This is a genomic window from Hymenobacter wooponensis (genome assembly GCF_004745865.1).
GTDB lineage: Bacteria > Bacteroidota > Bacteroidia > Cytophagales > Hymenobacteraceae > Hymenobacter > Hymenobacter wooponensis.
Genome location: NZ_SRKZ01000002.1, coordinates 907,112 through 933,491, shown reverse-complemented (window position 1 = coordinate 933,491; position 26,380 = coordinate 907,112). Strand labels below are relative to the sequence as shown.

Below are 26,380 nucleotides of genomic sequence, written 5' to 3'. Positions count from 1 at the left end.
GGTAATGTTGCCTAGGAGGTATAAAATAATTTAGAAAATTATGAAATAACCTAGAAAAACTGCCTATCCAGCTTCTCCGCGCAGAATTTCAAGGGGTGGTCGTGTCAGTACATCGCGGCTATTTAGCAGGCCAATAAGCACGGTAAGCGCCGTAGTGAGGGACGCTAATAGCAGCAGGGGCAGAAGCTGCGGCACAAAGGCTACTTCAAATACCCAGGTTGCCAGCGCCCACGCGGCCACCACAGCCAGCAGCAGGCCGGCTACTGCCGCCAACAGGCCTAGCAGCGCATACTCCACCAGCGTAATGCGCAGAATCTGGCGGCGGCTGGCGCCCAACGTGCGCAGCAGCACGCTCTCCTGCACGCGCTGGTAACGGCTGATGACCACCGAGCTGATGAGCACCACCACGCCCGTAGCAATGCTAAACAGGGCCATGAAGCGAATCACGAAAGAGATTTTGCTCAGGATGTCATCAAGAGTTTGCAAAATCAGGCCCAGGTCGATGGCGGAGACGTTGGGGAAGCCGGCCACCAGGTCTCGCTGCACGGCCCCCAGAGTTTGGTTGTTGGGCACGCGGGTGAGCAGCACATGAAACTGCGGGGCCTGCTCAAGCACGCCTTTCGGAAACACCACCAGGAAGTTGGTTTGCACGCGGCTCCAATCAATGGTGCGCGTGCCACCCAGAATGGTAGTGAGAGGAGCGCCCTGCACGTTAAACACGAGAGTGTCGTTGAGCTTCACCTTGAGGCGGCTGGCAAAATCTTCATCCATAGAAATGCGCGGGATGCCATCAGCCCCAAGCTTCGGCGTTTGGCCGGCCGCCAGCTTCTCGGAGCCAGGATTGAGCGTGTCGCGGTACGTGACGCGGTACTCCCGGGTGAGCATGCGAGTGGAAGGGCCGGTGGCCGTATCCTTCTTCATTTGGGAGATGGTGCGGCCGTTGATGGAGGTCAGGCGCATCGTCACGATAGGTACTTCCTGCATGATGGGTAGGCCGCGCCGCTGCAGCAACTGGCCTACGCCGGCTTTCTGCTCGGTCTGAATATCAAACAGCACCAGGTTGGGCTGCTTGCCACTAGCCGAAAGCTGCACCCGGCTCAGCAGCAGCCCCTGCAACAGGTAGAGCGTCGCCAACAAAAACACCCCCAGCCCGATGGACACCGTGAGCAGGAGGGTCTGGTTGTTGGGCCGGTACAGATTAGCCAGGCCCTGGCGCCACACGTAGCTCCACGACACAGGGAAGAAGCGCCGCACCAGCAGCCGCAACCCCTGGCCTACGCCGGCCAGCACGCCAAAAGCTACCACTAGGCCACCCGCAAAGCCCAGGGCCAGCTTCACGTCGCGGGTTTGCAGGTAGGCAAAGCCCAGGATGAACAGCAAAATCAGCCCAAACACCGCAAAGCGCAGCGGGTCGGGGCGGGAGGCGTCTTCCTCGTAGGAGGCGCGCAACGTGCGCAGCGGCGACACTCGCCGGATGCTCAGCAAGGGCAGCAGGGCAAACAGCACCGCCACTAGCAGGCCCGTTAGCACGCCCTGGCCTACCGCGCTCCAGGAGATAGTAGTGCTCACGGCCACCGGCAGGAATCCGGCAAACAGCCGCGGCAACAGCAGCTGAATAGCCGTCCCCAGCGCCGCCCCCACTATGGCCCCCACCAACCCCATAAGGGCAGTTTGTAGCAGGTAGATGAGCAAGGCTTGCCGGCCGCTAGCCCCTAGGCACCGCAGCACCGCCACCGAGGCCACCTTCTCGCGCACGTATAGGCTCACGGCACTGGCCACGCCCACGCAGCCCAGCAGCAGCGCTACAAAGGCCACCAGGTTCAGGAAGCGGGTAAGGTCGGAAAAGGCGCGGCCGGTTTGCTGCTTACGGCTCGCCACTGTTTCGGCCCGAATGTTTTCTTGACTGGGAATATCTACCAACGGGTCACTCAGGCGCTCCGGCGGAATGCCTGGCTGCATTTTATAGTAGATGCGATACTGCACTCGGCTGCCGGGCTTGATAAGCTCCGTGCGGGCGAGCAGAGAGGTAGTATCAGCTTGGCCCGTCGTGGTAAGCTGGTAGTCGCCGGGGATGAAGACGGTGGGCGCCACCGAGGCATTGAACTCCGACTGCCCCGGGGTTTTGCGCACCCGGCCCGCAATCCGGAATACCACTCGTCCCACCCGAATGGAGTCGCCGACGCGGGCCGCAAACTGCACGAGGAGCGCATCATCAACCAAGGCAATCGGCAGGTTAGTAAGCGAGGCCTGCTGGAACTCCTGCGCTGCCGACGTGGGCTCAGTCAACCACTCGCCATAATAGGGGAATTTGCCCTGAAGGGCTCGAACCTGCGCCAACCGCACGCCATTTCCTTTCGGAAACTGTACCAGTGAGGGAAAGGCAGCCTCAGCGGCTCCCTCCACAATGGCGGGCCCAATAACGGGCTGAAATTCTGGTTTAAAGGGCTGGCTGGCCGACAGCACTAGGTCGGCGCCCAGCAGTTCCTGGGCCTGCTCATCAATGGTGCGGGCTAGGTTATCCCCGAAGCCGTTGATGCCCACCAGGGCCGCAATGCCGAGCACAATGGCCGAGATAAATAGCAGCAAGCGGCTGCGGCTGCGGCGGCTGTCGCGCCACGCCATGCGCCACAGCCAGCCGGCCCCTGGCCTAGCGGAGGGTAGCTGGCTCATAGCGTAGCGGAAGAGGCAGGAGAAGAAACGGGGGCCCCGGAATCAGAAATCATGGAGCCGCCCTTAATCCGGACCACGCGCTGGGTTTTAGCGGCCAGCTCCAGGTCGTGGGTTACGAGCACGAGCGTGGTGCCGGCCTCGCGGTTGAGCTCAAACAGCAGGTCTACCACCGTGGCGCTAGTTTCGGCGTCGAGGTTACCCGTGGGCTCATCGGCAAACAAAATGGTAGGCCTATTGGCAAAGGCCCGGGCCAGCGAGATGCGCTGCTGCTCCCCGCCCGAGAGCTGAGTAGGGTAGTGATGGCCGCGCCCCGCCAGGCCTACGCGGGCCAGCAGCTCCTGCGCGGCGCGGGCCGAGCCTTTTTCGCCGCGCAGCTCCAGGGGCACCTGCACGTTTTCGAGGGCCGTGAGGGTGGGCAGCAGCTGGAAGTTCTGGAAGATGAAGCCTACGTACTGATTGCGGACGGCGGCGCGCTGGTCTTCGGTCAGCGCATCCAGTTGCACCCCATTGAGCCACACGCTGCCCGACGTGGCGCGGTCGAGGCCTGCGCACAGGCCTAGCAAGGTGGTTTTGCCGCTGCCCGACGGCCCGACGATGGAAAAGGTGTCGCCGGCGGCCAGCTCAAAGCTGACGGATTCCAGCACGGTCAGGGCCCGGCCGCCGCTGGAATAGGACTTAGTGAGGTTTTCGACTTTAAGCACGAAGAATGGGTTGGTTGTTGATTGCTGGTTATTGATTGTCAAGTAGAAAACTTCATGTGGTTTGATACAACTCAGAGGATGTCGGCAATCAACAAGTATCAATCAACAACGAACAATCAGTAATCAATTACTTATTAGCAGACGGATTAACCTTACGCATACTTTCTTTCGTTAGGCAACTACCCGCAAATACTTCCTGCATGAGAACTGTTTTGTCCTTGCTGAGCGGCGCACTCCTGTGCGCCCTGGTCAGCTGTAATTCCGATTCCCAGACGGCCACCCAAACCGCCGAGGCTCCGGCCACTACGGCCACGCAAACACCGAAGGCCCCTGGTAAAGCCGCCCCGCAAACTATTCTGTTCTTTGGCAACAGCATCACGGCCGGCTACGGGGTAGAGCCCGACGAGGCTTTCCCGGCCCTCATCGGGCAGAAGCTAGACTCGGCCGGACTGGCCTACACCATCGTTAACGCTGGCCTGAGCGGCGAAACCACTGCTGGTGGCCGCAGCCGCGTGGGCTGGGTGCTGCGCCAGCCGGTGAGCGTGTTTGTGCTGGAACTAGGCGGCAACGACGGCCTGCGCGGCCTGCCCCTCACCGATACACGCCGTAACCTGCAAGCCATCATCGATACCGTGCGCCGCCGGAGCCCGCAGGCGCAGATTGTGCTGGCCGGCATGCAAATCCCGCCTAACATGGGTCCCGACTACGCCAATCAGTTCAAGAAGATCTACGCCGAATTGGCCCAGAAAAACCAGGTCAAGCTGATTCCCTTCCTGCTGGAAGGCGTAGGCGGCGTGAGAAAGCTCAACCAGCGCGACGGTATTCACCCCACGCCCGCCGGCCACCGCCTGGTAGCCCGCAACGTATGGGCCGTGCTTCAGCCTATGCTACAGCAGCCAGTGACTGCTCAGAAGTAGAAGTTGAAAGGCTAGGCCAGTACCTGGTCTCTAGCTTACCTATGGCTTAGCTTGTTGGGGTTTATTTAATACATTCAGGATCAAGCTTTCCTGACTGTATAAGCCATGCCAAACGCTCCCGCTCCTGAGTTAAAGAAAGTCTTGAAGCCCCTGCACCTGTGGGCTATTGCGGTGGGGCTGGTGATTTCGGGCGAATACTTTGGCTGGAACTACGGCTGGGCTGTGGCCGGCACGGTGGGCTTTTTGGTGGCTACGTTGGTCATCACGGTGCTCTACATCACCTTCATTTTCAGCTTTACGGAGCTGACTACGGCCATTCCGCAGGCGGGTGGGCCGTTTGCCTATTCGTACCGGGCGCTGGGGCCGCTGGGCGGAGTGGTGGCCGGCTATGCCACCCTGATTGAGTTTTTATTTGCGCCCCCGGCCATTGCGTTTGCGCTGGGCAGCTACGCCCATTTCCTGCATCCGGCGGTGCCGGTGCTGCCCACGGCCCTGGGGTGTTACGGCGTGTTCATTGGTATCAACCTGCTGGGCATTAAGGAATCGGCCACGTTTTCTTTGGTTGTGACGCTGCTGGCGGTAGGGGAGCTGCTGCTGTACATGGGGCTGGTAGCACCTCACTTTCAGGCGACCAATTTTCTGTCTAAGCCACTGCCGTTTGGGTGGGGCGGTGTTTTCGCGGCGCTGCCGTTTGCCATCTGGTTTTACCTGGCCATTGAGGGCGTGGCCATGGTAGCGGAAGAAGTAGAAGACCCTAAGCGCACCATCCCGAAAGGCTACATCTATGGCTTGCTTACTCTTATTCTGCTGGCGCTGGGCGTCATGATTTTGACGGGAGGCGTCACCAACTGGGAGCGGCTAAGCAGCATCGACTACCCCCTACCCGAAGCGCTGGGTATTGCCTTCGGGCGCAATAGCCCCTGGACGCGCATCTTCGCCAGTATCGGGCTTTTTGGGCTGGTTGCCTCTTTCCACGGCACCATCATCGGGTACTCCCGGCAGATTTTTGCCCTGGCCCGTAGCGGTTATCTGCCTGGTTTTCTGGCCCAGGTAAATCCGCGCTTTCAAACCCCGCACTGGGCGCTGGTGGGCGGTGGCATAGTAGGCTGCGTAGCCTTGCTCACGGGCACCACCGATCAGGTGATTGTGCTGTCGGTGCTAGGGGCGGTGGTGATGTACGGCATCAGCTTGGTCAGCTTGTTTGTGTTGCGCCGCAAGGAGCCCGAGTTGGAGCGACCTTTTACGGCGCCGTTCTATCCGTACTTTCCGGCCGTAGCACTCCTGCTCACGGCCGTTAGCTTGGGCGCTATTGTGTACTACAACTGGCAGCTTACGGTGCTGTTTTGCGCGGGCTTGGCGGTGGCGCTAGGCCTGTACCGCCTGCTTGGCAAGCAGCCCCAGCCCGCAGAGGAACCGCTGGTAGAAGCTGAAACTCATTAGACCCACAAGCTACTCTGCGCACCCAATGGCCTACCAACATACCATCCGCAACCAGGTATACGCCTTCCCCGACCTGAAGACACTGCTGGCTAAAGCCACGCCCCTACGCTCCGGCGACGAGCTGGCCGGGGTGGCGGCGGGCACCTATGAGGAGAGGGTGGCCGCGCAAATCACGCTAGCCGATGTGCCACTTAAAATCTTTCTGCAGGAAGCCTTGATTCCGTATGAGCAGGACGAGGTTACGCGCCTCATCTTCGATACCCATGATGCCGTGGCGTTTGCGCCCATCAGCCACTTCACCGTAAGCCAGCTGCGCGACTGGCTGCTGTCGGATACCGTAGGCCAGTTGGAGCTGCAGCAGGTGGCCTACGGCCTGACGCCGGAGATGGTGGCGGCCGTGAGCAAGCTGCTACGCAACCAGGAGCTGATTGCTGTGGCCCGCAAGTGTGAGGTGATAACCAAGTTCCGGAACACGCTGGGCCTGCGGGGGCGGCTGGCTACTCGCCTCCAGCCCAACCACCCGACCGACGACGCCCGCGGCATTGCGGCCAGCCTCGTCGATGGCTTGCTCTACGGCAGCGGCGACGCGGTGCTGGGCATCAACCCCGCCACCGACAGCCCCGGTGTGGTGCGTAATCTACTGGAAATGCTCGATGCCGTGCGGGAGCAGTACCAGATACCTACTCAAACCTGCGTGCTTTGCCACGTCACCACTACGCTGGAGCTGATCCGGCAGCAGGCCCCCGTGGACCTGACGTTTCAGTCCATCGGTGGCACCGAGGCGCTCAACGCCAGCTTTGGCGTGAACCTAAGCGTGCTGCAGGAAGCCTGGGAAGCTACCCTGAGCCTGGGCCGAGGCACCCTGGGCCAGAATGTGATGTACTTTGAAACAGGTCAGGGCAGCGCCTTATCGGCCAATGCCCACCACGGCCTCGATCAGCAAACCTGCGAGGCCCGCGCCTACGCCGTGGCCCGGCACTATAAACCCCTGCTGGTGAATACCGTCGTGGGCTTCATTGGCCCCGAATACCTCTATGATGGCAAACAAATTATCAGGGCGGCGCTGGAAGACCACTTTTGCGGTAAGCTCCTAGGCCTGCCCATGGGCGTCGACGTGTGCTACACCAACCACGCCGAAGCCGACCAGGACGACATGGACACCCTGCTCACGCTGCTGGGCGTGGCAGGCTGCAACTACATCATGGGCATTCCCGGCGCCGACGACATCATGCTCAACTACCAGTCGACCTCCTTCCACGATGCCCTCTACCTGCGCCGCGTGCTAGGCCTGCGCCCCGCCCCGGAGTTTGAAGCGTGGCTGCAGCAACAAGGAATTTTTGATGAGAAGGGCCAGCAACTGCCCGCCTCGGCAGAGCATCGGTTGCTGGAAGCTAGCCGAGGGCGCTAGGCCACTAATCAGCGGGGCTTATCTCTAGCAGCGCGGTTTGCGTAAGAGCGCGTGAGACTTTTTCAACTAATCGCTGCCTTAAAATGCCCGGAGAAAATACCCTGCAACGATTTGTTGCCGCCCAGGAGTCAGACTACGCCACGGCCCTGGCTGAAATCAAAAGCGGACGGAAGCGCAGCCACTGGATGTGGTACATTTTTCCGCAGATACATGGGCTGGGCTTCAGCGAAACTTCCCGGTTCTACGCCATCAAGAACCGGCAGGAGGCAGAGGCCTTCCTGCAACATCCGGTGCTGGGCCCCCGGCTGATAGCTATCTGCCAAGCCCTGCTGACTCTGGGCAGTAGCAACGCCACTCAAGTACTAGGCAGCCCCGATGATGTAAAACTGAAATCCTCGATGACGCTGTTTGCGGCGCTTGACAACGCCGACCCGGTATTTGAGGCCGTGTTGCAGAAGTTCTTCAACGGCAGTAAAGACCAGAAAACTCTGCAGCAGCTAGACAACGCCTAGGCCCACCATTGTGTATGGAAACTGACCTCTCCGCTTTGGCGTCCGAAGGCCCGCAGCCCGACCCATGGTCGGGCCTGCGGGAGTTTACAGCGGCTCGCATTGCGCTGGGCCGGGTAGGTACCAGCGTGCCCTTGCAGGAAGCCCTGGCCTTCCGGCTGGCCCACGCCGACGCGCGCGACGCCGTGTACTCTGAGTTGAGCCTAGCTCCGCTAACAAGTGGCCTAGAGCAGTTAGGTGTACCAGTATGCGCCGTGCGCAGCCAGGCCGAAAACCGCCCCCAGTATCTCCAGCGCCCCGATCTGGGTCGCCAACTGCACCCTGAGTCGCGGGCGCTGCTGCAGGGGCAAGCGCCTGAACGGGCTGACATAGCTATTATTCTGGCCGATGGCTTATCGGCTAGGGCCGTGCAAGAGCATGCCGTGCCCGTGCTGCAACTGCTGCTGCCCAAGCTGCAAGCTGCGGGCTTTACGGTGGCTCCGGTAGTCATGGCTGAGCAAGGCCGCGTAGCCATCAGCGACGAAATCGGGCAGCTCTTGCACGCGCAGCTGTCCCTCATCCTAATTGGGGAACGGCCAGGACTCAGCTCCCCGCACAGCCTGGGAGCCTACTTCACTTACAACCCCCGCCCCGGCCTCACCGACGAAGCCCGCAACTGCGTCTCCAACATTCGACCCGAAGGCCTCGGTTACGCCCTAGCCGCCGACAAGCTATTCTTTCTGCTCCAGGAAGCATTGCGCCGCCAGCTTTCCGGGATAGGGCTGAAGGATGAGATGGGGTTGCTAGGCCAGTAAAGAAGTCAAACGCTAGTCTAACAGATTAGCGGCTAGTTCCCCTCCTCAGATGAGGAGGGGTTAGGGGTGGTGGACTGGCCTAGAACGGTGGCATTAGAACAAACCCACTAGCCCGTCGTGCTGAGCGCAGTTGAAGCATCTCTCTGACTAATCAAACAACAGCAACGAAGCGGTAAAGATGCTTCGACAAGCTCAGCATGACGGGCTTGATAAACAATAATTATTCACCACCCCTAGCCCCTCCTGTCTCAGGCGGGGAACTAGCCTTAGCTGGCTAGGCCACTTCAAAGTGATAAAACGACAATTTATTGTCGGAAATATGATGGAAGGCTCTTGCACTCTATCTTACCTCTCCACAACCATCATCCCCTCTGCCTGCTTCGATAGGCTGCTGCTACCTTTCTGCATATGCGTTTTACTACTTTGTTGCCGAGTGCCACGCTGGCGCTAGGCGTGCTTGCTGGCTGCGCCCGGACTCCTTCTACCTCGGGCGTTGCCTCCCCCACGGAACCACCCGCGCTAGAAGCCATCCGAGAAGCCGAAGTGCGCCGCGACTTATTTGCTCTGGCCAGCGACAGTATGCGCGGCCGCCGCGCTGGTACCCCCGATGAATTACGAGCTGCTGTGTGGGTGGCGGAGCGCGCCCGGGAAGCTGGCCTACAACCCGCCGGCGACGATGGTACTTACTTCCAGTTCTACCCCCTGCGCCGCATCACGGTGGCTACTACCTCGCGGGTGAGCGTGAGTGGTAAGCCGCTAGCCCTGTGGAAAGAAGCCTGGGTAACAGCTCCTATCAACAGCCGCCTTGATGGGCCGGTGGTGTGGCTGAACACCATGGCCGACACCGTGCGCCGCGACCTGCGGGGTAAGATTGTGGCAATGTCATTGCTGCCGCCCACGCCGCTGCCGGCCCCCAAAATGAGCCTTTGGAGCATGCGCTACGCCCTGGCGGCCATTGGGCAGCAGAGCGCCGCCTTGCGGGCGCGCGGGGTAGCTGGCATCATACTAACCGCCGATGCTGCCACCGAGCCGAGTCTGGAATTTGTAGGCCACCGCTACCAAGATGGGCAGTACTTGCTGCCCTCTATGCCAGTGCCACCCGCACCCATTCCCGTGCTATTGGTCCGGCAGTCGGTGGCCGCCGCCTTGCGGGCCCCCAAAGCACGCCTACAAGCCGAGCTCAGCCTCAACGACTTTCAATACCCTTCCATTAACGTAGTAGCCCGCGTGCCCGGCACCGATGCGGAGCGCCGTCAGGAGAACGTGCTGTTCAGTGGCCACCACGACCACGACGGCATTGGGGCGCCCGTAGCCGGCGACTCCATCTGGAACGGCGCCGACGACAATGCCACCGTGAGCGTGGCGCTGCTGGCCATTGGTCGGGCCTGGAAACAGCGTCCGGGGGCTCGTTCGGCCCTGTTCGTATGGCACGGTGCCGAGGAGCGCGGCCTGCTGGGCTCCCGCTGGTTTGCTGAGCACCCCACGGTGCCCAAGTCCTCCATCGTGGCCGTCCTCAACGGCGACATGATGGGCCGTAACGCCCCCGACTCGGCGGCTCTGCTGGGCTCTACGGCGCCGCACCGCAACTCACAGGCGCTGGTTGATATGGCCCTGAAAGCCAATCAGAACATCACCAAGTTCACCCTCGATAACTCCTGGGACGACGCCAAGCATCCTGAGGGCTGGTACTTCCGCTCTGACCACCTGCCCTACGCCCGCGCCGGCATCCCGTCCCTGTTCTTCACCACCCTGCTTCACCCCGACTATCACACGCCCCGCGACGAAGCCTCGCGCATTGACGTGGCCAAGCTTACCCGCATGACGCGCTGGATGTATGCTACCGGCTGGGCCGTGTCGGCCACGCCCCAGCGCGTCACCCAAGACCCCAATTTCAAGCTGGAGCGCTAGGGTAACAATGAGTGGCCACCCATCAGGCCGTCATGCTGAGCTTGCTGAAGCATCTCTCCCGCTGACTAAGTACTGGCCTAGAGCATCAGCACCGAAGCGGAAGAGATGCTTCGATAAGCTTAGCTTACGTTCAATTAAAATTCACCTCTACACAAAAAAGCCCGGCCTTCTCACTGCTGAGAAGGCCGGGCTTTTTTATTGCACTGACACAGGTGTTGGCTTAGTTCAGCCAAACGGTCAGCAGCATTTCAAAACGGTGAGGCGCATAAGCGTTGTAATACGGGGCTTCGCCCTCGAAGCCGAGAACGTGCACCAAGGGTAACCCTTCGGTGCGGGAGTCTACCACCCGAACGGGGTAGAGTTGGCCCTCTTCGGGCCAGTCGCCTACGTGGTTGTAGGGGCGCTGGCTGGCATCTACGCAGCGGGCGTAGTCAACGAAGGGGGCGTGGCGGGTGGCTTCCGCCAGGGTCAGGTTTTCAACTTCGTACTTTGGCATATTGAGTCTTTCTACAAGAAAACAGCCTTTTTAATTCACTTTCATCAGCATAAATCACCCGAAGTGAGCGTGCTGCAGCCGGGGCTGATGGGCTGTAAGTTAGAGTTTAAACTGAAAACTCACCTTCACCCCAAAGGTACGGGCCCCGGGTGAGTTCCGATACGTAAGCCGGTGCAGGAAGTCGACGCGGGCTACCCGCAAGATGTTCTCCACGCCGTAGCCCACTTCCGCGTACGGCGTGCGGCCCAGCGACTGAAACGTGGGCAGCGGCCCGCCATTCACGGGGTCTTCGGTGGGGTTAATGCGGCGGTTGGCGTCGCTTACGCCACCCCACAGCACGTTACCCGTGGCTACCAACCGCCAGTTAAGCTGCTTGATGGCCGGGATGGAGTTTAACAGGAAGCCATCGAATTGGTTTTCAAACCGGAAGGAAACGTACCGGTCGCTCACAAACTCGAAGTAGCGCATCAGGTTAAACGCCCCCGCGTTGTAAAACGGCGACTGATTACCCAAGTGCGACTTTAGCAGCGGGTAAGGCACCGTGCTCGGGATGTAGCCGGCATCCAGACGGTAGTCGGTGCGGCCTACCTGGCCTAGCCGAATGCTTTGATCAATGAGGAGGTTAAACTTCTGGTAGCGGAAGTCGCTGCCCAACAGGTTGTCTACGCCCAGCGTGTAGCGCACAGTAAACACTGGCCAGCGCTTCAGGCCAATGGCTGTGCGGCGGTTCTGATTATTAGGAATTAATACCTCGTCGCGGGCGTAGCGAGACTCCACCATCACCTCCGATAAATCGAAGCGGTTGTCGGTGGGGGCGCCGGGCCGTTGCTCCTGAGTGTAGTAAGCAAAAGGGTAGAGCGGGTTGAAGCTCTGCCGCCGGAACATTACCCGCTGCGTAAAGCCCCGGAATAAATCTGTTTGCAGGGAAATAGTGGTCAGGTCGCGGCGCAACGGGCGGCTGGAGGTGATATTACCCAACCGGGCCGAGGCTTCAAAGAGCGGGTTCTCCAGCGCGTAGTCATTATCGAGCAAGGCCACTTGATCGAGGTCGTGGCGGTGTTCGAAGTTTAACACCGTCCAGTGCCGACGCTCCAGAATACGTTGCGCCCGCAGGCCATATTTAAAGCGCCCATCGCGGGTGCCGTAGGCCAGGTAAGGGCGCAGCAGCCAGTCGCGGCTAAACTCCGGCGTGGTCCGAAAACCCACCCGGAAGCGGTTGCCCTCAATATTGTTGAAGCTATACGCCGTCAGAATGGGTCCCCAGTCGATTTTGCCCGCGCGGTAGTAGCCGTTCACGGCAATATCGGCCACTTCCAGCAAGTTGCGCATGGCCGGCAGCTGGCGCACCGAGTCCAGCACCATGAGCGTGGCCTGCTCCTCACGGCTCAAAGAATCGGGCCGGTTCTTCTCGAAAAAGTCCTTGGGGCCGTCAAAGGCATCGGCGGCCGTCTCCAAGGGGCGGTCGTAGAAGGGGAGGGGCTTGGGGTGATTAACGTCGAAGTTGGAGTTGACGATGGTAAGGTGAGCCAGAATGCCCGTACTGCCCTTGGTAGGCTTGATGCCGATAACTACTGCCGTGCGCTGCGGAAGGCCCGCCCCCGCCGCCGAAGCTACCAGATCTTGCCGCACCTGCACCAACTCAATGAAGTTGAGGTTAGCCTCGGGGCTTACCCGCAAATCCACCCGCCGCAACGCGTAGGTTTCGGTATTAATCCAGATGGTACCCACGAAGGCCAGATCCTGGGGGCGGCGGGGCTTCACGCCAATCTTGTAACAGTAATCCTGGCCTACAAATACTGAGTCCTGCAGGTCGTACTCGTAGGTGAACTTCCACCCATCGGCAATGGGGGAGATAAAGTCTTTGCCGAGCAGCTGCTGCCAGTTGGGGTAAAAGTCCCAGTCCTGAAATGACGAGCCCAGAATCTGCGACGTCACGGAGCCTTCCCGCGGCGCGGCCCCGTGTAGCTGGGTGCGCTTTATTTCCTCCCGCTTGCGCAGGGGCTGGTTATGCTGGTAGAAGTGAGAAAGAACTTCCGAGGCGAAGAAAGGTACTACGGGTTTGCCTTGGGCATCGCGGGGCAAGCCCATGCTGTCGGCTACCTGCGTCATCTGGCGCAGCAGCTTGCGGCGGCTCACCTGGTCGGGCAGATTATTCAAAGCCACCTCAGTGCGGCTGTAGCTATCAAACTCGAATGCCTCTAGGTTGCGCTTGTTGTTTCGCGCCTTGTGCTCCTGCACCCGCCGCAGAATAGCGTAAGCCGGATTTTCGCGGGGGCGCACCACTACTTCACCCAACGAAACCGAACCCGAGCCCAGCGCGAAGTTTACCGTGTTCGAAGCTAGGCCACTTACGCGCTTGCGCACCGTGCCAAAGCCAATGGCCGACGCCGCCAGGGAGTCAATTGGCCCCGCCGTGCTTAGTTGGTACCGTCCGTCTTCGTCGGCGGTGGTACCTTGCCCCGAGCCTGGCACGAACACCGAGGCGAAGGGCACGGCCTTTCCGTTGGCGGCTTCCGTCACGCGCCCGCTGAACAGCACGCGTTGCGCCCAGCTTGGCCTCACGCCTACCAGCAGCATTAGCAGTAGCAGCAGGTAAACGACTTTCATGCATTAAACAAATTAGGGCAGATGCCGGGAAGGTAGTAGTGGGTAAGATACACAGGTTCCGAGCACAACCAAGACCACTGCCGCGTAAGTTTCCCAGCACTACCAGATATACGCAGATACTCTTTTTGAGCTCATGTAGCAGGTAAATAGTTGAGGATAAGGCAATAGCTGCTAACTGACCTAGGGCCTTAAGCAACAGGCCTGGCAACCCAGTCGCTGTTTATTTAGGGCACTCTTCGCGGGTGAGGGTTTCGTTGATACAGATAGCAGCCTGACAGCCCTTTGCCGCGGCCAGCAAGGCTTGCTGCGTACCGGGCGTTATGTCGCCGGCGGCGTAGAAGCCACGCACGGAAGTCTGCTGGTCCTTGTCTACCAAAATGGCTCCTTTCTCAGAGAGGTTGCAGCCCAGCTGCTCGGCAATAGGGCTGCGCTGGTGCTGATGAGCATGAATGAACACCGCTTTGCGGACCAGCTTCTCCCCCGACTTCAGCAGCAGGTGTTTTAAGTCACCTTCCGGAGTGCCTACGAGGCGTTCTATTTCCTCTTCCCGCACCGTAATGCCCTGGCGGCGCAACCGCCGACGAGCATTTGGGGTAAGTCCTTTCCAGCCATCGGTGCATACCGTAATGTCGTTGCTCCAGCGACTTACCAACAGTGCTAGGCCAGTCACGCTCTTGTGCTTGCCATACACGGCCAAGGGTTTGTCGCGCACTTCCCAACCGTGGCAGTAAGGGCAGTGTAACACCCCAGTGCCCCACAGCTCCCGCATGCCATCCAGGGGTGGTAGCTCGTCATCTACGCCCGTAGCCAACAGTACCTTACGGGTGGTGTACGTAGTGGTATGACCGGTAGCGCCCTCCAGCGTCAGGCGGAAATACTTCGCCATTACTTCTACCTGTAGCACGCGGGCCTCACGCACTTCCACCGTTTTGTAAGGCGTGAGTTGTTCCCGACCCAGGCGCAGCAGCTCATCCGGAAGCATTCCATCACGAGTCAAGAAGCCGTGTACTGCCGGCGAGGGAGCATTGCGGGGCTTGCCCCCGTCGCACACTAATACGCGGCGCAGGCAGCGACCCAGAACTAGGGCCGCACTCAAGCCGGCACTACCCGCCCCAATAATCATGACGTCGTAGTCGGTGGCGGGCTGAGCGGGGGCACGATGTCGAGGTGTGGTTGCAGCAGGCATGAAGTAATGGAGAGTTAATTAAGGAGTAGATGAGTGCTATAAAATGAGCGAGTAAAGAATGGCGTCATTTTTTGCCAAATACATGACCAGCACGTGGCATTTACGAAGGATGCTCTCTTAGTGGAAAGCATATATGGTCAAAATATTACTAACTGAACAGTATAGGATAATGTGTGTCAGTATAAATTTTATACGATTTTAGTTGAATAATTCTTCATTCGATAGATATGATTTTTTGCTGAATGATGTATCTCACTTATTGCTACTGCTTTTGCTTTTCCCTTGCGCAGGTGTATTACCTTTGTTTATCTGGGGTGCTACGACCTAATAGTAAATCGTTGTATTCTGGTATTTTTCAAACATTTGTATATGAAAAAAAACTTACAACTATTTGCTGCTGCCGGGCTCTTAATGATGGGCCTCGGAAGTGGTTCTGACGCTTTAGGCGAAGGTTCTAAGCAGCTAACGCCAAACACAACGGGTACAACGGGTGATCTGACATCAGCTGCGAATACCCGTGCTGGGTTTCTAACGCATGATGTCAATTTGAGCGGCAGTGGTGGACAGGATGTTTCCCTAGGGTTCTTAAAACCAAGTTCATGGGTTGGTCCTGCCGGGCAGGCATTCAACACTGATTATCGAATGCACGTGCATTTGGAACCCGGCGAAACTTTATATTATGGTGTCCATCGGCAGCCCGTTTCCGCAACAGTTCGTACGCAATCTGATCTTATCCTAACGTTGCGTTATGGCAGTGGAGCAGGGACCATCGTTAAAACGAATACGCTATTAAGAGACCAAGCGAGTACTAACCAGTCTACTTTGCTTACCACAGTAAATGGTCAACCTCAGGCTGGTGTTATTGCAACTGCAGCACAACATGCAGCTGGACCTCTTCCGAATGCTGGCGGGTATACTCCCCTTGTTTACACGAATGATACAGGAGCAGCGCAGGAGTTTTTTATTGAATTTACACAGGTAGGTGAAGCTACAATGACGGCGGAAAATCGTCGTTCTGATTACGATTTTTGGGATTTTACTGTTCGCAATTCATCGGGCATAGAAAAACCTGGTCGTTTATATAGTCGCCACTGGGCTTTTACGGCAGGTATTAGCGCTACTACCGCACAAACAGCCAACCGTCTATCGTCAAAATTCAATCTCTACCCTATGGTAGAAAGTGAGCAAACTCCTGGTACATACTTTGTTAAGGAGGTGGAGTTAGCAGGTATGAGGCCGTTAGTGTTTTTCTTTGTTTCTAATGCCTTTGGCTCTGATGCCTCATTCGGTACTTCATTTACTGAACGGCGCAAGAGCCAGACTAGTAAGTCCTCTTATCCTCAATATCCGAACTTCGTCAGTAATCCAGATGCTGCGATTTGGCCCACTGCAATTGAGCCTACTGTAAGCGTCACCCCACAGCCCTTCTGCCAAGCGGGTGTTACAAAAGTAGCCTTTACAACACGTGCTGCTGAATCTGGTCAGTTTAATATTCTAATCGACCTGAACGGCACAGATGGCTACCAAGCTGGAACCACTGATGTTTTAATTGAGCAAAGCGTAACAGCAAATGTTGCTAGTACAGTTGTATGGGATGGGAAAAATGGTTCTGGCACACAGGTCGCCAATAACACAACCGTTAAGTTTAATTTCACAAGTAATGGTGCGCCTGTTCACTTCCCAGTGTTTGACGCAGAAGGCAACCCTGATGGCTTCCGCGTTCGTAATGCCCGCTCTTCAGACCCGACTGCCTATGACCTTCTGTATTGGGATGACAGCAATCTATCTACTACGAATTTCCCAAACTCCACAAGCAACCCAAGAGTGCAGTTGGGAGGATTAAACTCAACTAATGGTGTGCATATCTGGGGAACTACCAACGATACCGGTGATAACTATACAGTAAACACCTGGACGTATGGGTTCTCCGTTTTTACTGGAAGTAAGACCTTCGTTTATACTAGTGTCTGCGATAATGACGGCGATGGCATAGCTGATGGTACGGATATAGATGATGACAACGATGGTATCTTGGATGCGGTAGAAGCCCTATCTGGTACTACAACTGTTGACCCTGGTGCATTTGCCACAAGTTCTTCACCTATTCGTTATTTAGATGCTAGTTATGTGCACCCTGTATTAGGCGCATTTCTTGATACTAACAATGATGGAATAAACGATTACTTCGACACGGATTTAGATGGCATTCCTAATCACTTCGACTTAGACTCTGATGGTGACGGTTTGCCAGATGCCTTCGAAGCAAATGGAAACACTAATCCAACTTTTACATCTGGCCCAACAAATTATACGGTTGGTAGCGGGCGTAATGCCGTGGTCTGGACATACCAAAGCTTGTATGACCCTAATCAAGGACGTTATGTAACTACTGCAGCAGCAGCAGCAAGTGGTGCTGGCCCTTCAGCAGGTGTTAGTGCAAATGGGCTTCCTGATGCGGTTGAAACCTCTGTAACGCGTTCAGTAGCAGGTAGTGGAGTGTCTTCAAATGAATCGGGGGTTAGTAGATACGTTCTTTCAGACAACGATAATGATCAGCGAACGAATGGTGATCAAGTAGCTAGAAACTACAATTTCCTGGATATTGACTCCGACAATGATGGTATTACCGACAACATAGAAGCGCAAACTACTGCTGGTTATCGTGCTCCTTCTAGGCTGGATAGCGATAAGGACGGCTTAGACAATGCCTATGACCCTACGAATGGCGCTGGTGTAACAGTTGGCACCTTGCTGTCGGTAACAGACTCAGAAGGAGATGGGGTGGTTGATATGTTTGATACAGATTCAGATAACGACAACGCGAGTAAAACGGCCTTGCCTATTTATAAACAAACGTCTGACTGGACGGAAGGATTTGACAGAAATGGTAATGGCACTGCAGGGGATGAGATAATAGCACAGGCTAAATTATTTGCTGCTAATAACCCTAGCAAAGCCACGTATTATGAAGTCACAACCAATGGTGCAGGATTTGGTGGAACTACTCTTTCTGCTTTCCTTCAGGACGCCAATAACAATGGTATTCCTAACTTTTTAGAGCCTGGGAATGCGTCTTACCATGACGATAACTTTAATGGCTTGGTAGATATATATGATCCAGTATATGGTGGTGTGCCCTCTATTGCCCCTAAGTCAACAAGCAGTGGTCTAGAGGCTATATTCCGATCTAATGGCGCGCAAGTACCGTTGCCTGTAACGCTGGTGAGCTTCCAAGTACAAGCGTCCGGTTCAGATGCTCTAGTACGTTGGACTACTGCCCAGGAGTTGAACAGCGCCAGCTTTGATGTAGAGCGTTCAATTGATGGTCTCTCTTTTGCCAAAGTGGGCTCACTAAATGGCAAAGGCACAACCAACCAGAGAACAGACTATAAACTGGTTGATAAAGGTGTGGGTAATCAGATGATTACGCTGTACTATCGTGTGCGTCAGCAAGATCTGGACGGAAAAGTTGCTTTCAGTGAAGTAAAGGCGGTGACGTTCGATGGTAACGGCAAAGCGAGCTTAGTTACACTTTACCCTAACCCAATTAATTCTGAAACGATACTGGATCTAATGTCCCTACCGATTGGAGAATACACTGTAGATATCATGGGCGTTGAAGGCCGTAAATTGGTTACTCTAAAGGCTGAAGGCGGCAAACTGCTGCCATTCCCAAGCGCTTCGTTACCGAAAGGCGTCTACCTGATACAAATCCAGGGTAATAATCTATCTCAGATAGTTAAGGTGGTAAAAGAATAACTACTTAAACTTCATAAAAAAGCGGCTTCTTATAAGGAAGTCGCTTTTTTTATGTCATATTCTACAGTACTGCTACGGCTGGCCTAGTAAGTGCACAGATTATGCTGGTCTGCTGGTAAGTTACTTTACAAGGCCCGCAGAAGGGTTTATAGCGTTAGGGCTCATCTAAAGGTCTAGAGTGCCAGCACGGCTAGTATTCAGACCTATCATCTGGCGAGAGGGCACCTGATATACCTCGGTAGCAATAGCGTCTAGCTTTAGATCAAATGTGTGATATATCAAAAGCAGAACCAGCTTGGAGAGATGGAGCTAGATAGCCTAGCAACTAGCTTGCGTTACTATTATGTCCAAGTAAGTAGCAGTTGTATGCGGGCGTTATGGGCGGAGGCTTAATTAGAGGCGATGCATCTTGTTAGTGTAGGTAATACATAAGATAAAATGCACTAATAAGTAGTCGCTGGCGCATACATTGTTTGTAATTGTTGTGCACGGCAATGGGAGTAGTACGTGAAAACTACTAACCCTGATGCTAATAGCTGCCGATACTGTTGATAACATGCCAAGCTAACGATCATCATGCAATACCTGCATAAGCCACTGCTATGTACTAGCGAAGAGAAGGCGCAATGGATTATGTTCAAAAGGTTTAGCAAGAATTGTTATAGATTTTTATCCTTACACGCTAAAATTTGGTCCGCTTTGATCTGTCGAAAATAATCTATTTCATGTCTTTTAAGTTACCTGGCACAGCTGGCCTAGCAAAAATAGTAGCCCATATCTATTTGCTCTATTCTGTACGCCACTAGGAATCTAGTTACTTACGTCTTCTAGGCTACGAGCAGTCGGTACACTAAATTTAGGTCCTACAGTTACAAGCCAACATGCTTTCTTTACACATTGCACCTAAACCATCTCATTCTAATTAACGCACTAAATAGAGTGTGTTGCCTAGAAAAGCAATAGAATTCAATAGCAAAAAAGCCGCCCCAACTTGTGGAGCGGCTTTTTGCTTTTAATGAGTTCTTATCGTATCAGCTAGATAAAACTACTCTTTAATAAGGCGTAGCGCCTGCTTAAAGTCTTTGCCACTCACCAACACTTGGTAAGTACCAACTGGTAGTTCCTGTACTGACAACGTTGGGGTGGTGCCACCCTCGAAAAGGCTCAGGCTAACGGCACGGCCTACCGCATCAAAAATGGTTACCTTATAGCTACCTTGAGGCAGGCTGGTGAGGTTTAATATCGCGCTAGTAGTAGCCGGGTTCGGGTATAGGCTGATAGTTACTTCGGCTTTAGCGAAGGTCACTACCTGCACGCTGCTGAAGCTGGTAGTACCATCAGTGTCCACTTGACGCAAGCGGTAATATACCGTCCCAGCAGCCTTAACTGCTACCTGTGCATCGGTGAAGCGGTAGTCCGTGGCTAAGGTTGTAGTGCCCTGCCCTTTCACCTGGCCTACGGCGCTGAAGCTCTTGCCATCGAAGCTGCGCTCGACTACGAAGTGGTCGTTGTGCAGCTCCTGGGCCGTGCGCCACACCAGTTGCGCATCCTGGCCGGCAGCCTTGGCCGAGAAGCTCACCAGCTCTACTGGCAGCGGACGCACGCCAATAGTGAAGGTTACGTCCCGGGTGCTAGTGCCACCGTTTGCATCTACTGTTGCAATCCGTACAGTGTAGGTGCCAGCTACCAGCAAGCGGTTGTTGGTTACCACAATCTGACCGATCTGATTAGCATCGGTAGTGTTGAAACCAACACCAGCTGGGAAGCTGCTCAGGTAGCCAGTGGGCAAGCCCGTGGTAACCAGTGTAGCTGAGCTGAGACCATCTTTCACAACTGCCTGAGGTGTTGCGGAGTTATAAGTACCACTGTTAGCGTCAAACACGTTAGCAATTACATCACCAGTCTGGTAGGGGGTTGCGCCACCTTTTACGGTCGTCAGCGTGTAGTTCGACTCTACATCTTGTCCTACTGCAATGGTGTAGAGCGCAGTATTCGAAGTAGCTGGTGTAGGGGTACCGTTGTTTGTAGCGTTGTCAGTGGCCGTGTACGTGAAGAAGACATTCCCTACAAATGTGGGGGAAGGCAAGTAGCGTAGCTGGCTAGCCTCCGTTGCCGTGATGGGTGAACCCACAACCAAAGCCGTAGAACTGTTGCCAATGTACAAGCTACCGGAGGTTGGCAGGGAAGTAAGGGTATACGTCAACGTCTGACCAACATTTACATCATTAGCCATCAGAGGCGAGATGAGCTGAGCCGTAGTAGTCGTATTCTCAATTACCTGGTTAAAGCGTACTTCACCCGTCGACCGCAGGTTGTTTACTACGTTGTAGGCCACTGGAGCATTGTTCGCAATGGTTGTGATGCTGGCCGAGTTCGAAGCAGGGGTAATGTTAATGTCTGCCGTAGAAGTTACGTTTGCCGTTATAGTGAGCGAGGTAGCCGTAGTTGGGGCCGCAAACGAGATAAAGTTCGTTACGGCACCAGCCGTACCAGGAGCCATGGAGGCCACGGTGGGGAAGGTTACTACCGTATTGCCATTTACAACTGCCGAGGTAGCTCCTGCCGAGAACGTCAGGTTAGAAGGCGTGCCAGGAATGGTTACGGTCTGTACCACGTTCGTAGCAGGCGACAAGGCCGTGATATTGTTGGAAGTGGTGATTTCATACGTCACCCGTGAACCAGGCTGGGCCGAAGTTGGACCTGCGATGGTAGTTTGTGCATCAGCTTGGGGCGTTACCGTTACCGTCGTCAGGGCGGTGTTGTTGGTCAGCGCACCATCAGAAGTAGCGGAGTAGATGCTGGCTACTGCTGTTACCGGACCGGTAGCCGGAGCATTGAACGTTACGGAGTACGCGCCCGACAATGTAGCACCGCTGGCAAGTGAACCTACCGACTGGAAGGTTACTACTCCCGTAGTGGTATTGTAATCGGCGTTGCGAGTAACGCCGCCATCCGTCACAGTTACGCCCGTCAAACCGGGTACCAGCGTCAATTGGGGAACTACGTTGTTGGCCGTAGCCGAACCCAGGTTGCTGAAGACCGGCGTGATAGTAACTGCGCTGCCTGCGTTTGCCGTGATAGCAGTAGCAGTGCTCGTAGTTGCACGCAGGTCGGCTGTGGCGGTAGTTGCCGTGGCAGCCGTAGTGGCAACTGTAGCGTAGTTATTAGCAAGGGTAGCATCGTAGCTGGAAGTAGCTACCTGGCCTACAGCCGAGATCTGCGAAGCATCTGGCATAGTTACCACTACCACTCGGGTAGCGCTGGCACCATTGGCCAGATTTGCCACCGAAGCAAAGGTTACTAGGCCAGTCGTGTTATTGTACGAGTCGGCGCTGGTACCACCGGGGAAGGTCACGTTGGCAGTACCCAAGCCGGCGGGTAGCTGCAGGGTAGCGGCTACACCAGTAGCTACCGAGGCTCCATTGTTGGTAACAGACACTGCGTATGGTACTGGGTTGCCCACCGTAGCGGTAGCCGGAGCAGTAACGCTAATTGCTACATCAGCAGCGGGCGTTAGGGTGGTAGTTACGGCAGCGGTATTATTTGTCAGTACATTTTCAGCAGAACTGGTGCTTACCGCGGCCGCAACATTCAGGTTGGCCGATCCGGCCGGAGCCGTGAAAGAGACAGTATTAGTCTGGCTAAAACCAGCGGCTAGCGGCTCGGTAAACGAGATGGTCAGGATGCCAGTGGTAGCATTGTACTGCGAGCCGGCGCTGAGTGAGTTTACTTGTACGTTGATCAGGCCAGTAGGCAACTGTACAGTCTGCACCACACTGTTTGCCGCTGCTGGGCCATTGCTTGCCGTAGTGACAGTATAGCTCACCGTTTGGCCAAGTAGTGCTACTACAGGACCAGCCAGGGTGGTGGCTACATCTACCACCGGAGACACCTCAATCTTGGTCTGAGCCAAGTTATCGGCCGGTACCGCGTCGGGGGTAGAAGTAGTTACCGCCGCCGTTGCCAGCACAAAGCCTTGCTGCGGTGCCGCAAAGGTTACTGTGTAGGTTTGCGTAGCACCAGCCGCCAAGGTGGTAGTAAGAGCAGGGAAGATAAGTACTCCAGTATTGGCGTTGTAAGTGCCACCATTCAGGTTGCTGAAGGTGAGACCGGTAGGGAGAGTTACCGTTTCCTGTACACCACTAGCTGCTGCTGCACCCGCATTACCTGCCGTGATGGTCAGGGTGATGTTGGCGCCAGGAGCCACACTGGCTGCCGAAGCCGAGATGCTAGTGTATACGTTGGCTTCTGTACCCGTCCGAGTAGCGGGAGTAATGGTTGGGCGGGAGGTAGCGCCGTTCAGCTGAGCGGTGTTGTTATCAGTGCCTACAGTAGGAGAGTTTAAGTCACCAATATTGGTGCCCGTGAGGCCCGAAGTAACTGTGGCAATAGGAGCTGGGAAGCTGGTGCTAGGAGCTGTGAAGCTGATAGTATTCACCTGCTGCTGCCCAGCAGCTAGTACTCCAATAGCCGGGAAGGTAATAACCGTAGCGTTCTGCGTGGAGTTGTAGGCCACCGTTCCGCCGTTAGAAGCATAGATGCCAGCCCCCGTGAGGTTGCCCGAGAGAGAAACCGTCTGCACTACGTTTACTGCCGGCGAAACCGAGTTAGCATTGGCAGGCGAAGTGGTGCTGCTGAGGTTGCTGGTAACTACTGTGTAAGTTACTTCGTTGCCAGCCGTTACCGTGGTCGGACCGTTGATAGCCGTCGTCACATCAAAGCGAGGCGTGATGTTGACCGTCGATACGGTTGTGTTATCGGTCGTAGAGGTCTCAACGCCCCCGGCACCGCTGATGTTGGCGGTAACTACTAAGGGGCTAGTGAGCGGAGCTGGGAACGTCAGGGCTGTTGAAACCGACCCGCCGTTCGCAGCAAGATTACCAATGTTGAGGGTCAGCAGGCCAGTGTTCTGGTTATAGCTGCTACCTGTGAAAGTGATTACTCCATTGTTGAGCGTACCGCTGTTGCCACCTACTGTGAAGCCAGTAGTCGTCAATCCAGCTGGCAGCTGCACCGTTTCTACTACGCTGGTAGCTGCTACGGTACCAGGGTTGCTGGATACTACCGTATAGCTAACCGGTGAGCCGGCATTTACCGGACCAGCAGGGGTCACGGAGAAGCTAGTAGCTAAGTTGAACGTAGTGCCCGATACAGCTACCGAAATGAAAGCTGTATTAGAAGTTGTGCCCGAGGTGTTGTTTACCGTGTAAGGAACTGTGGCCACTCCTGTGAAGCCTGCCGCTGGCACAAAGCTTACCTGCCCGTTGCCGAGGAAGGTAAACGTACCACCAGTTACCGTAACGGCAGTAGTGCTACCGGCCACCTGGCCATTAAGCGCTACAGTAGCAGGATCAATTGCGTTCTGGTCGTTGCTCGTTACGGTGAGCGTTACAGCAGTGCCAGGGGTTGTAGAGGCGTAGTCGTTATTCGCAACTGGAGCCAATTGCACAGGGGCATTGCCCGAAAACTCTGAAGTACCTTGGTTGCCATTTACGGCCGTAAGCAGGGTAGCAGTAGAAGTGATTTTTGCGCCGCTAGCAGTAAGTGCATTCTGTTGCGCCGTCGTCAGAGAAGAAAGCGGGATGGAGAAGGAGAAACGATTTTGGTTCGTTTCAGTGCCCTGGTTGAGTCCATTAACAAGCCCGCTATAGCTGCCGGTCGAGGCGTTCAAATCACTAGAAGAGCCTTCCGTGAGCGTAGCAAAGTAGGTCTGGCCTTCGCCAAAACCGGAGGGATCAGCGGCTGCCACATAAAATTCAATGCGCGCACCAGGCGTAGCAAAGCCCTCTACTAACACGTTGCCGTTACGGATGGTAGCAGATGTAATGACTGGGAAGTTGATCAAGCCATTTGCTCCAGTATCACCGTCACCGCTTTCATTCAGTGTTACACCATCGCCGTTATTGTTCGCGCCGCCAGTCAAATCAATAGCCAGGTCGCTGTTATCGTAGAAAGAGTTCTGAGAAAAAATGTTATTCGTACCACCCTTGGCTGAAATACCATCTCCTACGTTAGCCGTGAAGGTGTTATTGCTGATTGTGTTGTTCGAGCTGGCATCACGTAGGCCTATGCCAGCAGTCTGCCCCGAGTTGGTGTTCTTACCGTTGCCGGCGAACAGGTTGCCAGTGATAGTATTGTTATTGCTGTTGCCGCTAATGAAGTCAATGCCAAAACCTGCGTTATTCAGGAACTGGTTATTGGTGATGATATCATTTGACGAAGCCGTCATTTCAATACCATCCGACTCGAGGTTTTGCGCATTACGGGAAATGTTGCCCGTAACCGTGATGTTCGACACGCCGTTGATGCGGAAGTTAGCGCCGTTGTTATAGAACGTGTTGTTCAGAACCTGAGAGTTGGTAGCACCTGCATCTACCCGTAGAGCCGCTCCGTTTGAGCCAGTGCCGGCACCAACGCCCGTAAAGCCTAAGCCTATCACCCGGGTATTAGCTGCCGTGGTAGCAAGGCCAATTTGGTTGTTAAAGTTGATGATAACTTCAGGACCAGTGGATTCACTGCCTGCTGTTGCAACGGCGGCGTTCGTATCGCCGATGTTGTTAGTCTGCGTTGTGGCGTTAAGAGCCGTAGCAGCGTCCGTGATGTTTGGTAAGGTGGAGGCCAATGTAACAACAGCGGCACCATTGGTTAGCTGATTAGTTAAACCAGCACGTTGACCAGCGTGTATTACACCATCCGGCACCATGAAAATGCTGGTTTCTACCCCCGCCGTCTGACCAGCCTGAGCTAGGTTGGTGTTGGCTAGTGCATTTGAGTTGATAATGAACTGCCGCAAGGAGCCAGGACCGGCGTCACGCGTAGAGGTTATCAAGTCAAAGTTGAAACCAAAGTCAACACCTGTATTACCTGCTGCAGGTACACTTATGTTGGTGATAGACTGAGGCGTAAAGCCTGTGCTTCCTGTACCCGTAGTCAGATCCGCTAGGGTTTGAGAGCCGGTGTTGGCAGCTGCATCCTGTTTTTCGGGAGATTCGCCGCCTACTCGGTTAGTAACTCCGTTAACAAAGGTCTGTACCGCCTGGGTGTTAGCCGTAGTGAAGCCAGAGTTCAGCGTTCTAACTGAGTTTACTGTAGAGTTTACTACGCGTACGCTATAACTACCTGGCACAGCATAGAACGTATACTGTCCAGTTGAGTTAGTAGTGGTAGTAGCTACGAAGTCACCGTCAGCATCGTACAACTCAACGGTGGCATTAGCTTGGCGAATAGCTCCTGAAGTGAAACCCGAAGCAACAGCCGAACTATTAGCATCAGCATAACTCCGGCCCACACCTCCGCCGTAGTTTACGTCCTCGAATACCATACCCGTGATGGGAGCAGGAGTTTGTTGAGAAACGCCAACTAGGAACAGGTCACCAGAGTGGTTAGTGTGACTGGTGTTACTAGGCCAGTTTCCAGAACCATCACCGTGTACAAACAATCTAAATTGTAGGCTAGTAACACCGCTTGCGGGAGTGGTTACCAAAACCGAGCCACTCACAAAATTAGCAGCAGGATAGGTAGTATTTGTATTTCTAATTTGTGTTGCACTTACTGCAAAAGCTGCTGAAGAGCCACTCAACCTAGATAGAGATACGTTTGAAGTGAGCAGATCTAGATCAGTTGTGAAACCTAACGTTCCCGAGAAACCTCCAAGGTCAGTGATATGAAGGACTGGATTAACAACGGGACGGGTAAAAGTAATTGTCAGAGTAGAAAAGGCATATCGAGCAGAGGCAACTGAAGAGCTACCAGCGGGTATTGCTTCAACCGAATTGAAAATACTGATACTATTATTGGATGCTGTGTTTATACCAGTGCCAGCGGTTCCTGACCTATTAGAAGTATAAACCGTATTAGCATAGGAGCTAAATGGGTTATTCATTGCCGGAAAGAGCGCAAAGGGTGTTGCCGAAGTGCTGTTGTTGGTAATGATTGCCCCGTAGGATGTACCAGTTCCTGTATTGGGTACTGTACTTACATTGGTA

General features: G+C 55.2%; 13 protein-coding genes. 7 read left to right on the top strand and 6 right to left on the bottom strand.

Annotated elements, in window-relative coordinates; translation table 11 throughout:
• Positions 1–63: 63 nt before the first annotated feature.
• Complete coding sequence (locus EU557_RS10160; protein ID WP_245326224.1) at positions 64–2,670, bottom strand: ABC transporter permease; 2,607 nt, start codon at positions 2,668–2,670, stop codon at positions 64–66.
• Positions 2,667–3,371, bottom strand: a complete 705-nt coding sequence (locus EU557_RS10155; protein WP_135530267.1) for an ABC transporter ATP-binding protein — start codon at positions 3,369–3,371, stop codon at positions 2,667–2,669. The genes EU557_RS10160 and EU557_RS10155 overlap by 4 nt, the downstream gene beginning before the upstream one ends.
• A 200-nt stretch (positions 3,372–3,571) precedes the next feature.
• Between EU557_RS10155 and EU557_RS10150 the strand changes: the two genes are divergently transcribed.
• The 6 genes from EU557_RS10150 to EU557_RS10125 all read left to right on the top strand — a co-directional run bounded on the left by EU557_RS10150 (position 3,572) and on the right by EU557_RS10125 (position 10,347).
• On the top strand, positions 3,572–4,288 hold the full coding sequence (locus tag EU557_RS10150; protein WP_135530266.1) for an arylesterase: 717 nt from the start codon (positions 3,572–3,574) through the stop codon (positions 4,286–4,288).
• A 105-nt stretch (positions 4,289–4,393) separates the two neighbouring features.
• On the top strand, positions 4,394–5,728 hold the full coding sequence (gene eat / locus EU557_RS10145; RefSeq protein ID WP_135530265.1) for an ethanolamine permease: 1,335 nt from the start codon (positions 4,394–4,396) through the stop codon (positions 5,726–5,728).
• Positions 5,729–5,753: 25 nt separating this feature from the next.
• A complete protein-coding gene (locus EU557_RS10140; protein ID WP_135530264.1) occupies positions 5,754–7,136 on the top strand; it encodes an ethanolamine ammonia-lyase subunit EutB in 1,383 nt (460 codons plus the stop codon).
• Positions 7,137–7,219: 83 nt separating this feature from the next.
• A complete protein-coding gene (locus tag EU557_RS10135; RefSeq protein WP_135530263.1) occupies positions 7,220–7,648 on the top strand; it encodes a DUF1810 domain-containing protein in 429 nt (142 codons plus the stop codon).
• A 14-nt stretch (positions 7,649–7,662) separates the two neighbouring features.
• Positions 7,663–8,439, top strand: a complete 777-nt coding sequence (gene eutC / locus EU557_RS10130) for an ethanolamine ammonia-lyase subunit EutC (RefSeq protein WP_135530262.1) — start codon at positions 7,663–7,665, stop codon at positions 8,437–8,439.
• A gap of 408 nt (positions 8,440–8,847) precedes the next feature.
• Entirely contained in the window at positions 8,848–10,347 is a 1,500-nt protein-coding gene (locus EU557_RS10125) for a M28 family metallopeptidase (protein WP_135530261.1), read from the top strand.
• 220 nt (positions 10,348–10,567) lie between these two features.
• On the opposite strand, the gene EU557_RS10120 is transcribed toward EU557_RS10125, so the two are convergent.
• The 3 genes from EU557_RS10120 to EU557_RS10110 all read right to left on the bottom strand — a co-directional run bounded on the left by EU557_RS10120 (position 10,568) and on the right by EU557_RS10110 (position 14,636).
• Positions 10,568–10,843: a hypothetical protein gene (locus tag EU557_RS10120; protein WP_135530260.1), complete on the bottom strand. Its 276-nt coding sequence runs from the start codon at positions 10,841–10,843 to the stop codon at positions 10,568–10,570.
• Between the two features lie 99 nt (positions 10,844–10,942).
• Entirely contained in the window at positions 10,943–13,450 is a 2,508-nt protein-coding gene (locus tag EU557_RS10115) for a DUF5686 and carboxypeptidase-like regulatory domain-containing protein (RefSeq protein ID WP_135530259.1), read from the bottom strand.
• 220 nt (positions 13,451–13,670) lie between these two features.
• Complete coding sequence (locus EU557_RS10110) at positions 13,671–14,636, bottom strand: NAD(P)/FAD-dependent oxidoreductase (RefSeq protein WP_135530257.1); 966 nt, start codon at positions 14,634–14,636, stop codon at positions 13,671–13,673.
• Between the two features lie 369 nt (positions 14,637–15,005).
• Here EU557_RS10110 and EU557_RS10105 point away from each other — a divergent pair, with 369 nt between their 5' ends.
• Entirely contained in the window at positions 15,006–18,395 is a 3,390-nt protein-coding gene (locus EU557_RS10105) for a T9SS type A sorting domain-containing protein (RefSeq protein WP_135530256.1), read from the top strand.
• Between the two features lie 1,045 nt (positions 18,396–19,440).
• Here EU557_RS10105 and EU557_RS10100 read toward each other — a convergent pair.
• A complete protein-coding gene (locus tag EU557_RS10100; protein WP_167855154.1) occupies positions 19,441–25,716 on the bottom strand; it encodes a right-handed parallel beta-helix repeat-containing protein in 6,276 nt (2,091 codons plus the stop codon).
• Between the last annotated feature and the right edge of the window lie 664 nt (positions 25,717–26,380).

What these genes read in the sequence shown, in the direction of transcription:
- EU557_RS10160 (WP_245326224.1), bottom strand. Translation starts at nt 2,670, where the DNA reads ATGAGCCAGCTACCCTCCGCTAGGCCAGGGGCCGGCTGGCTGTGGCGC.
- EU557_RS10150 (WP_135530266.1), top strand. Translation starts at nt 3,572, where the DNA reads ATGAGAACTGTTTTGTCCTTGCTGAGCGGCGCACTCCTGTGCGCCCTG.
- eat (WP_135530265.1), top strand. Translation starts at nt 4,394, where the DNA reads ATGCCAAACGCTCCCGCTCCTGAGTTAAAGAAAGTCTTGAAGCCCCTG.
- EU557_RS10140 (WP_135530264.1), top strand. Translation starts at nt 5,754, where the DNA reads ATGGCCTACCAACATACCATCCGCAACCAGGTATACGCCTTCCCCGAC.
- EU557_RS10135 (WP_135530263.1), top strand. Translation starts at nt 7,220, where the DNA reads ATGCCCGGAGAAAATACCCTGCAACGATTTGTTGCCGCCCAGGAGTCA.
- eutC (WP_135530262.1), top strand. Translation starts at nt 7,663, where the DNA reads ATGGAAACTGACCTCTCCGCTTTGGCGTCCGAAGGCCCGCAGCCCGAC.
- EU557_RS10125 (WP_135530261.1), top strand. Translation starts at nt 8,848, where the DNA reads ATGCGTTTTACTACTTTGTTGCCGAGTGCCACGCTGGCGCTAGGCGTG.
- EU557_RS10120 (WP_135530260.1), bottom strand. Translation starts at nt 10,843, where the DNA reads ATGCCAAAGTACGAAGTTGAAAACCTGACCCTGGCGGAAGCCACCCGC.
- EU557_RS10115 (WP_135530259.1), bottom strand. Translation starts at nt 13,450, where the DNA reads ATGAAAGTCGTTTACCTGCTGCTACTGCTAATGCTGCTGGTAGGCGTG.
- EU557_RS10110 (WP_135530257.1), bottom strand. Translation starts at nt 14,636, where the DNA reads ATGCCTGCTGCAACCACACCTCGACATCGTGCCCCCGCTCAGCCCGCC.
- EU557_RS10105 (WP_135530256.1), top strand. Translation starts at nt 15,006, where the DNA reads ATGAAAAAAAACTTACAACTATTTGCTGCTGCCGGGCTCTTAATGATG.
- EU557_RS10100 (WP_167855154.1), bottom strand. Translation starts at nt 25,716, where the DNA reads ATGGTATTCGAGGACGTAAACTACGGCGGAGGTGTGGGCCGGAGTTAT.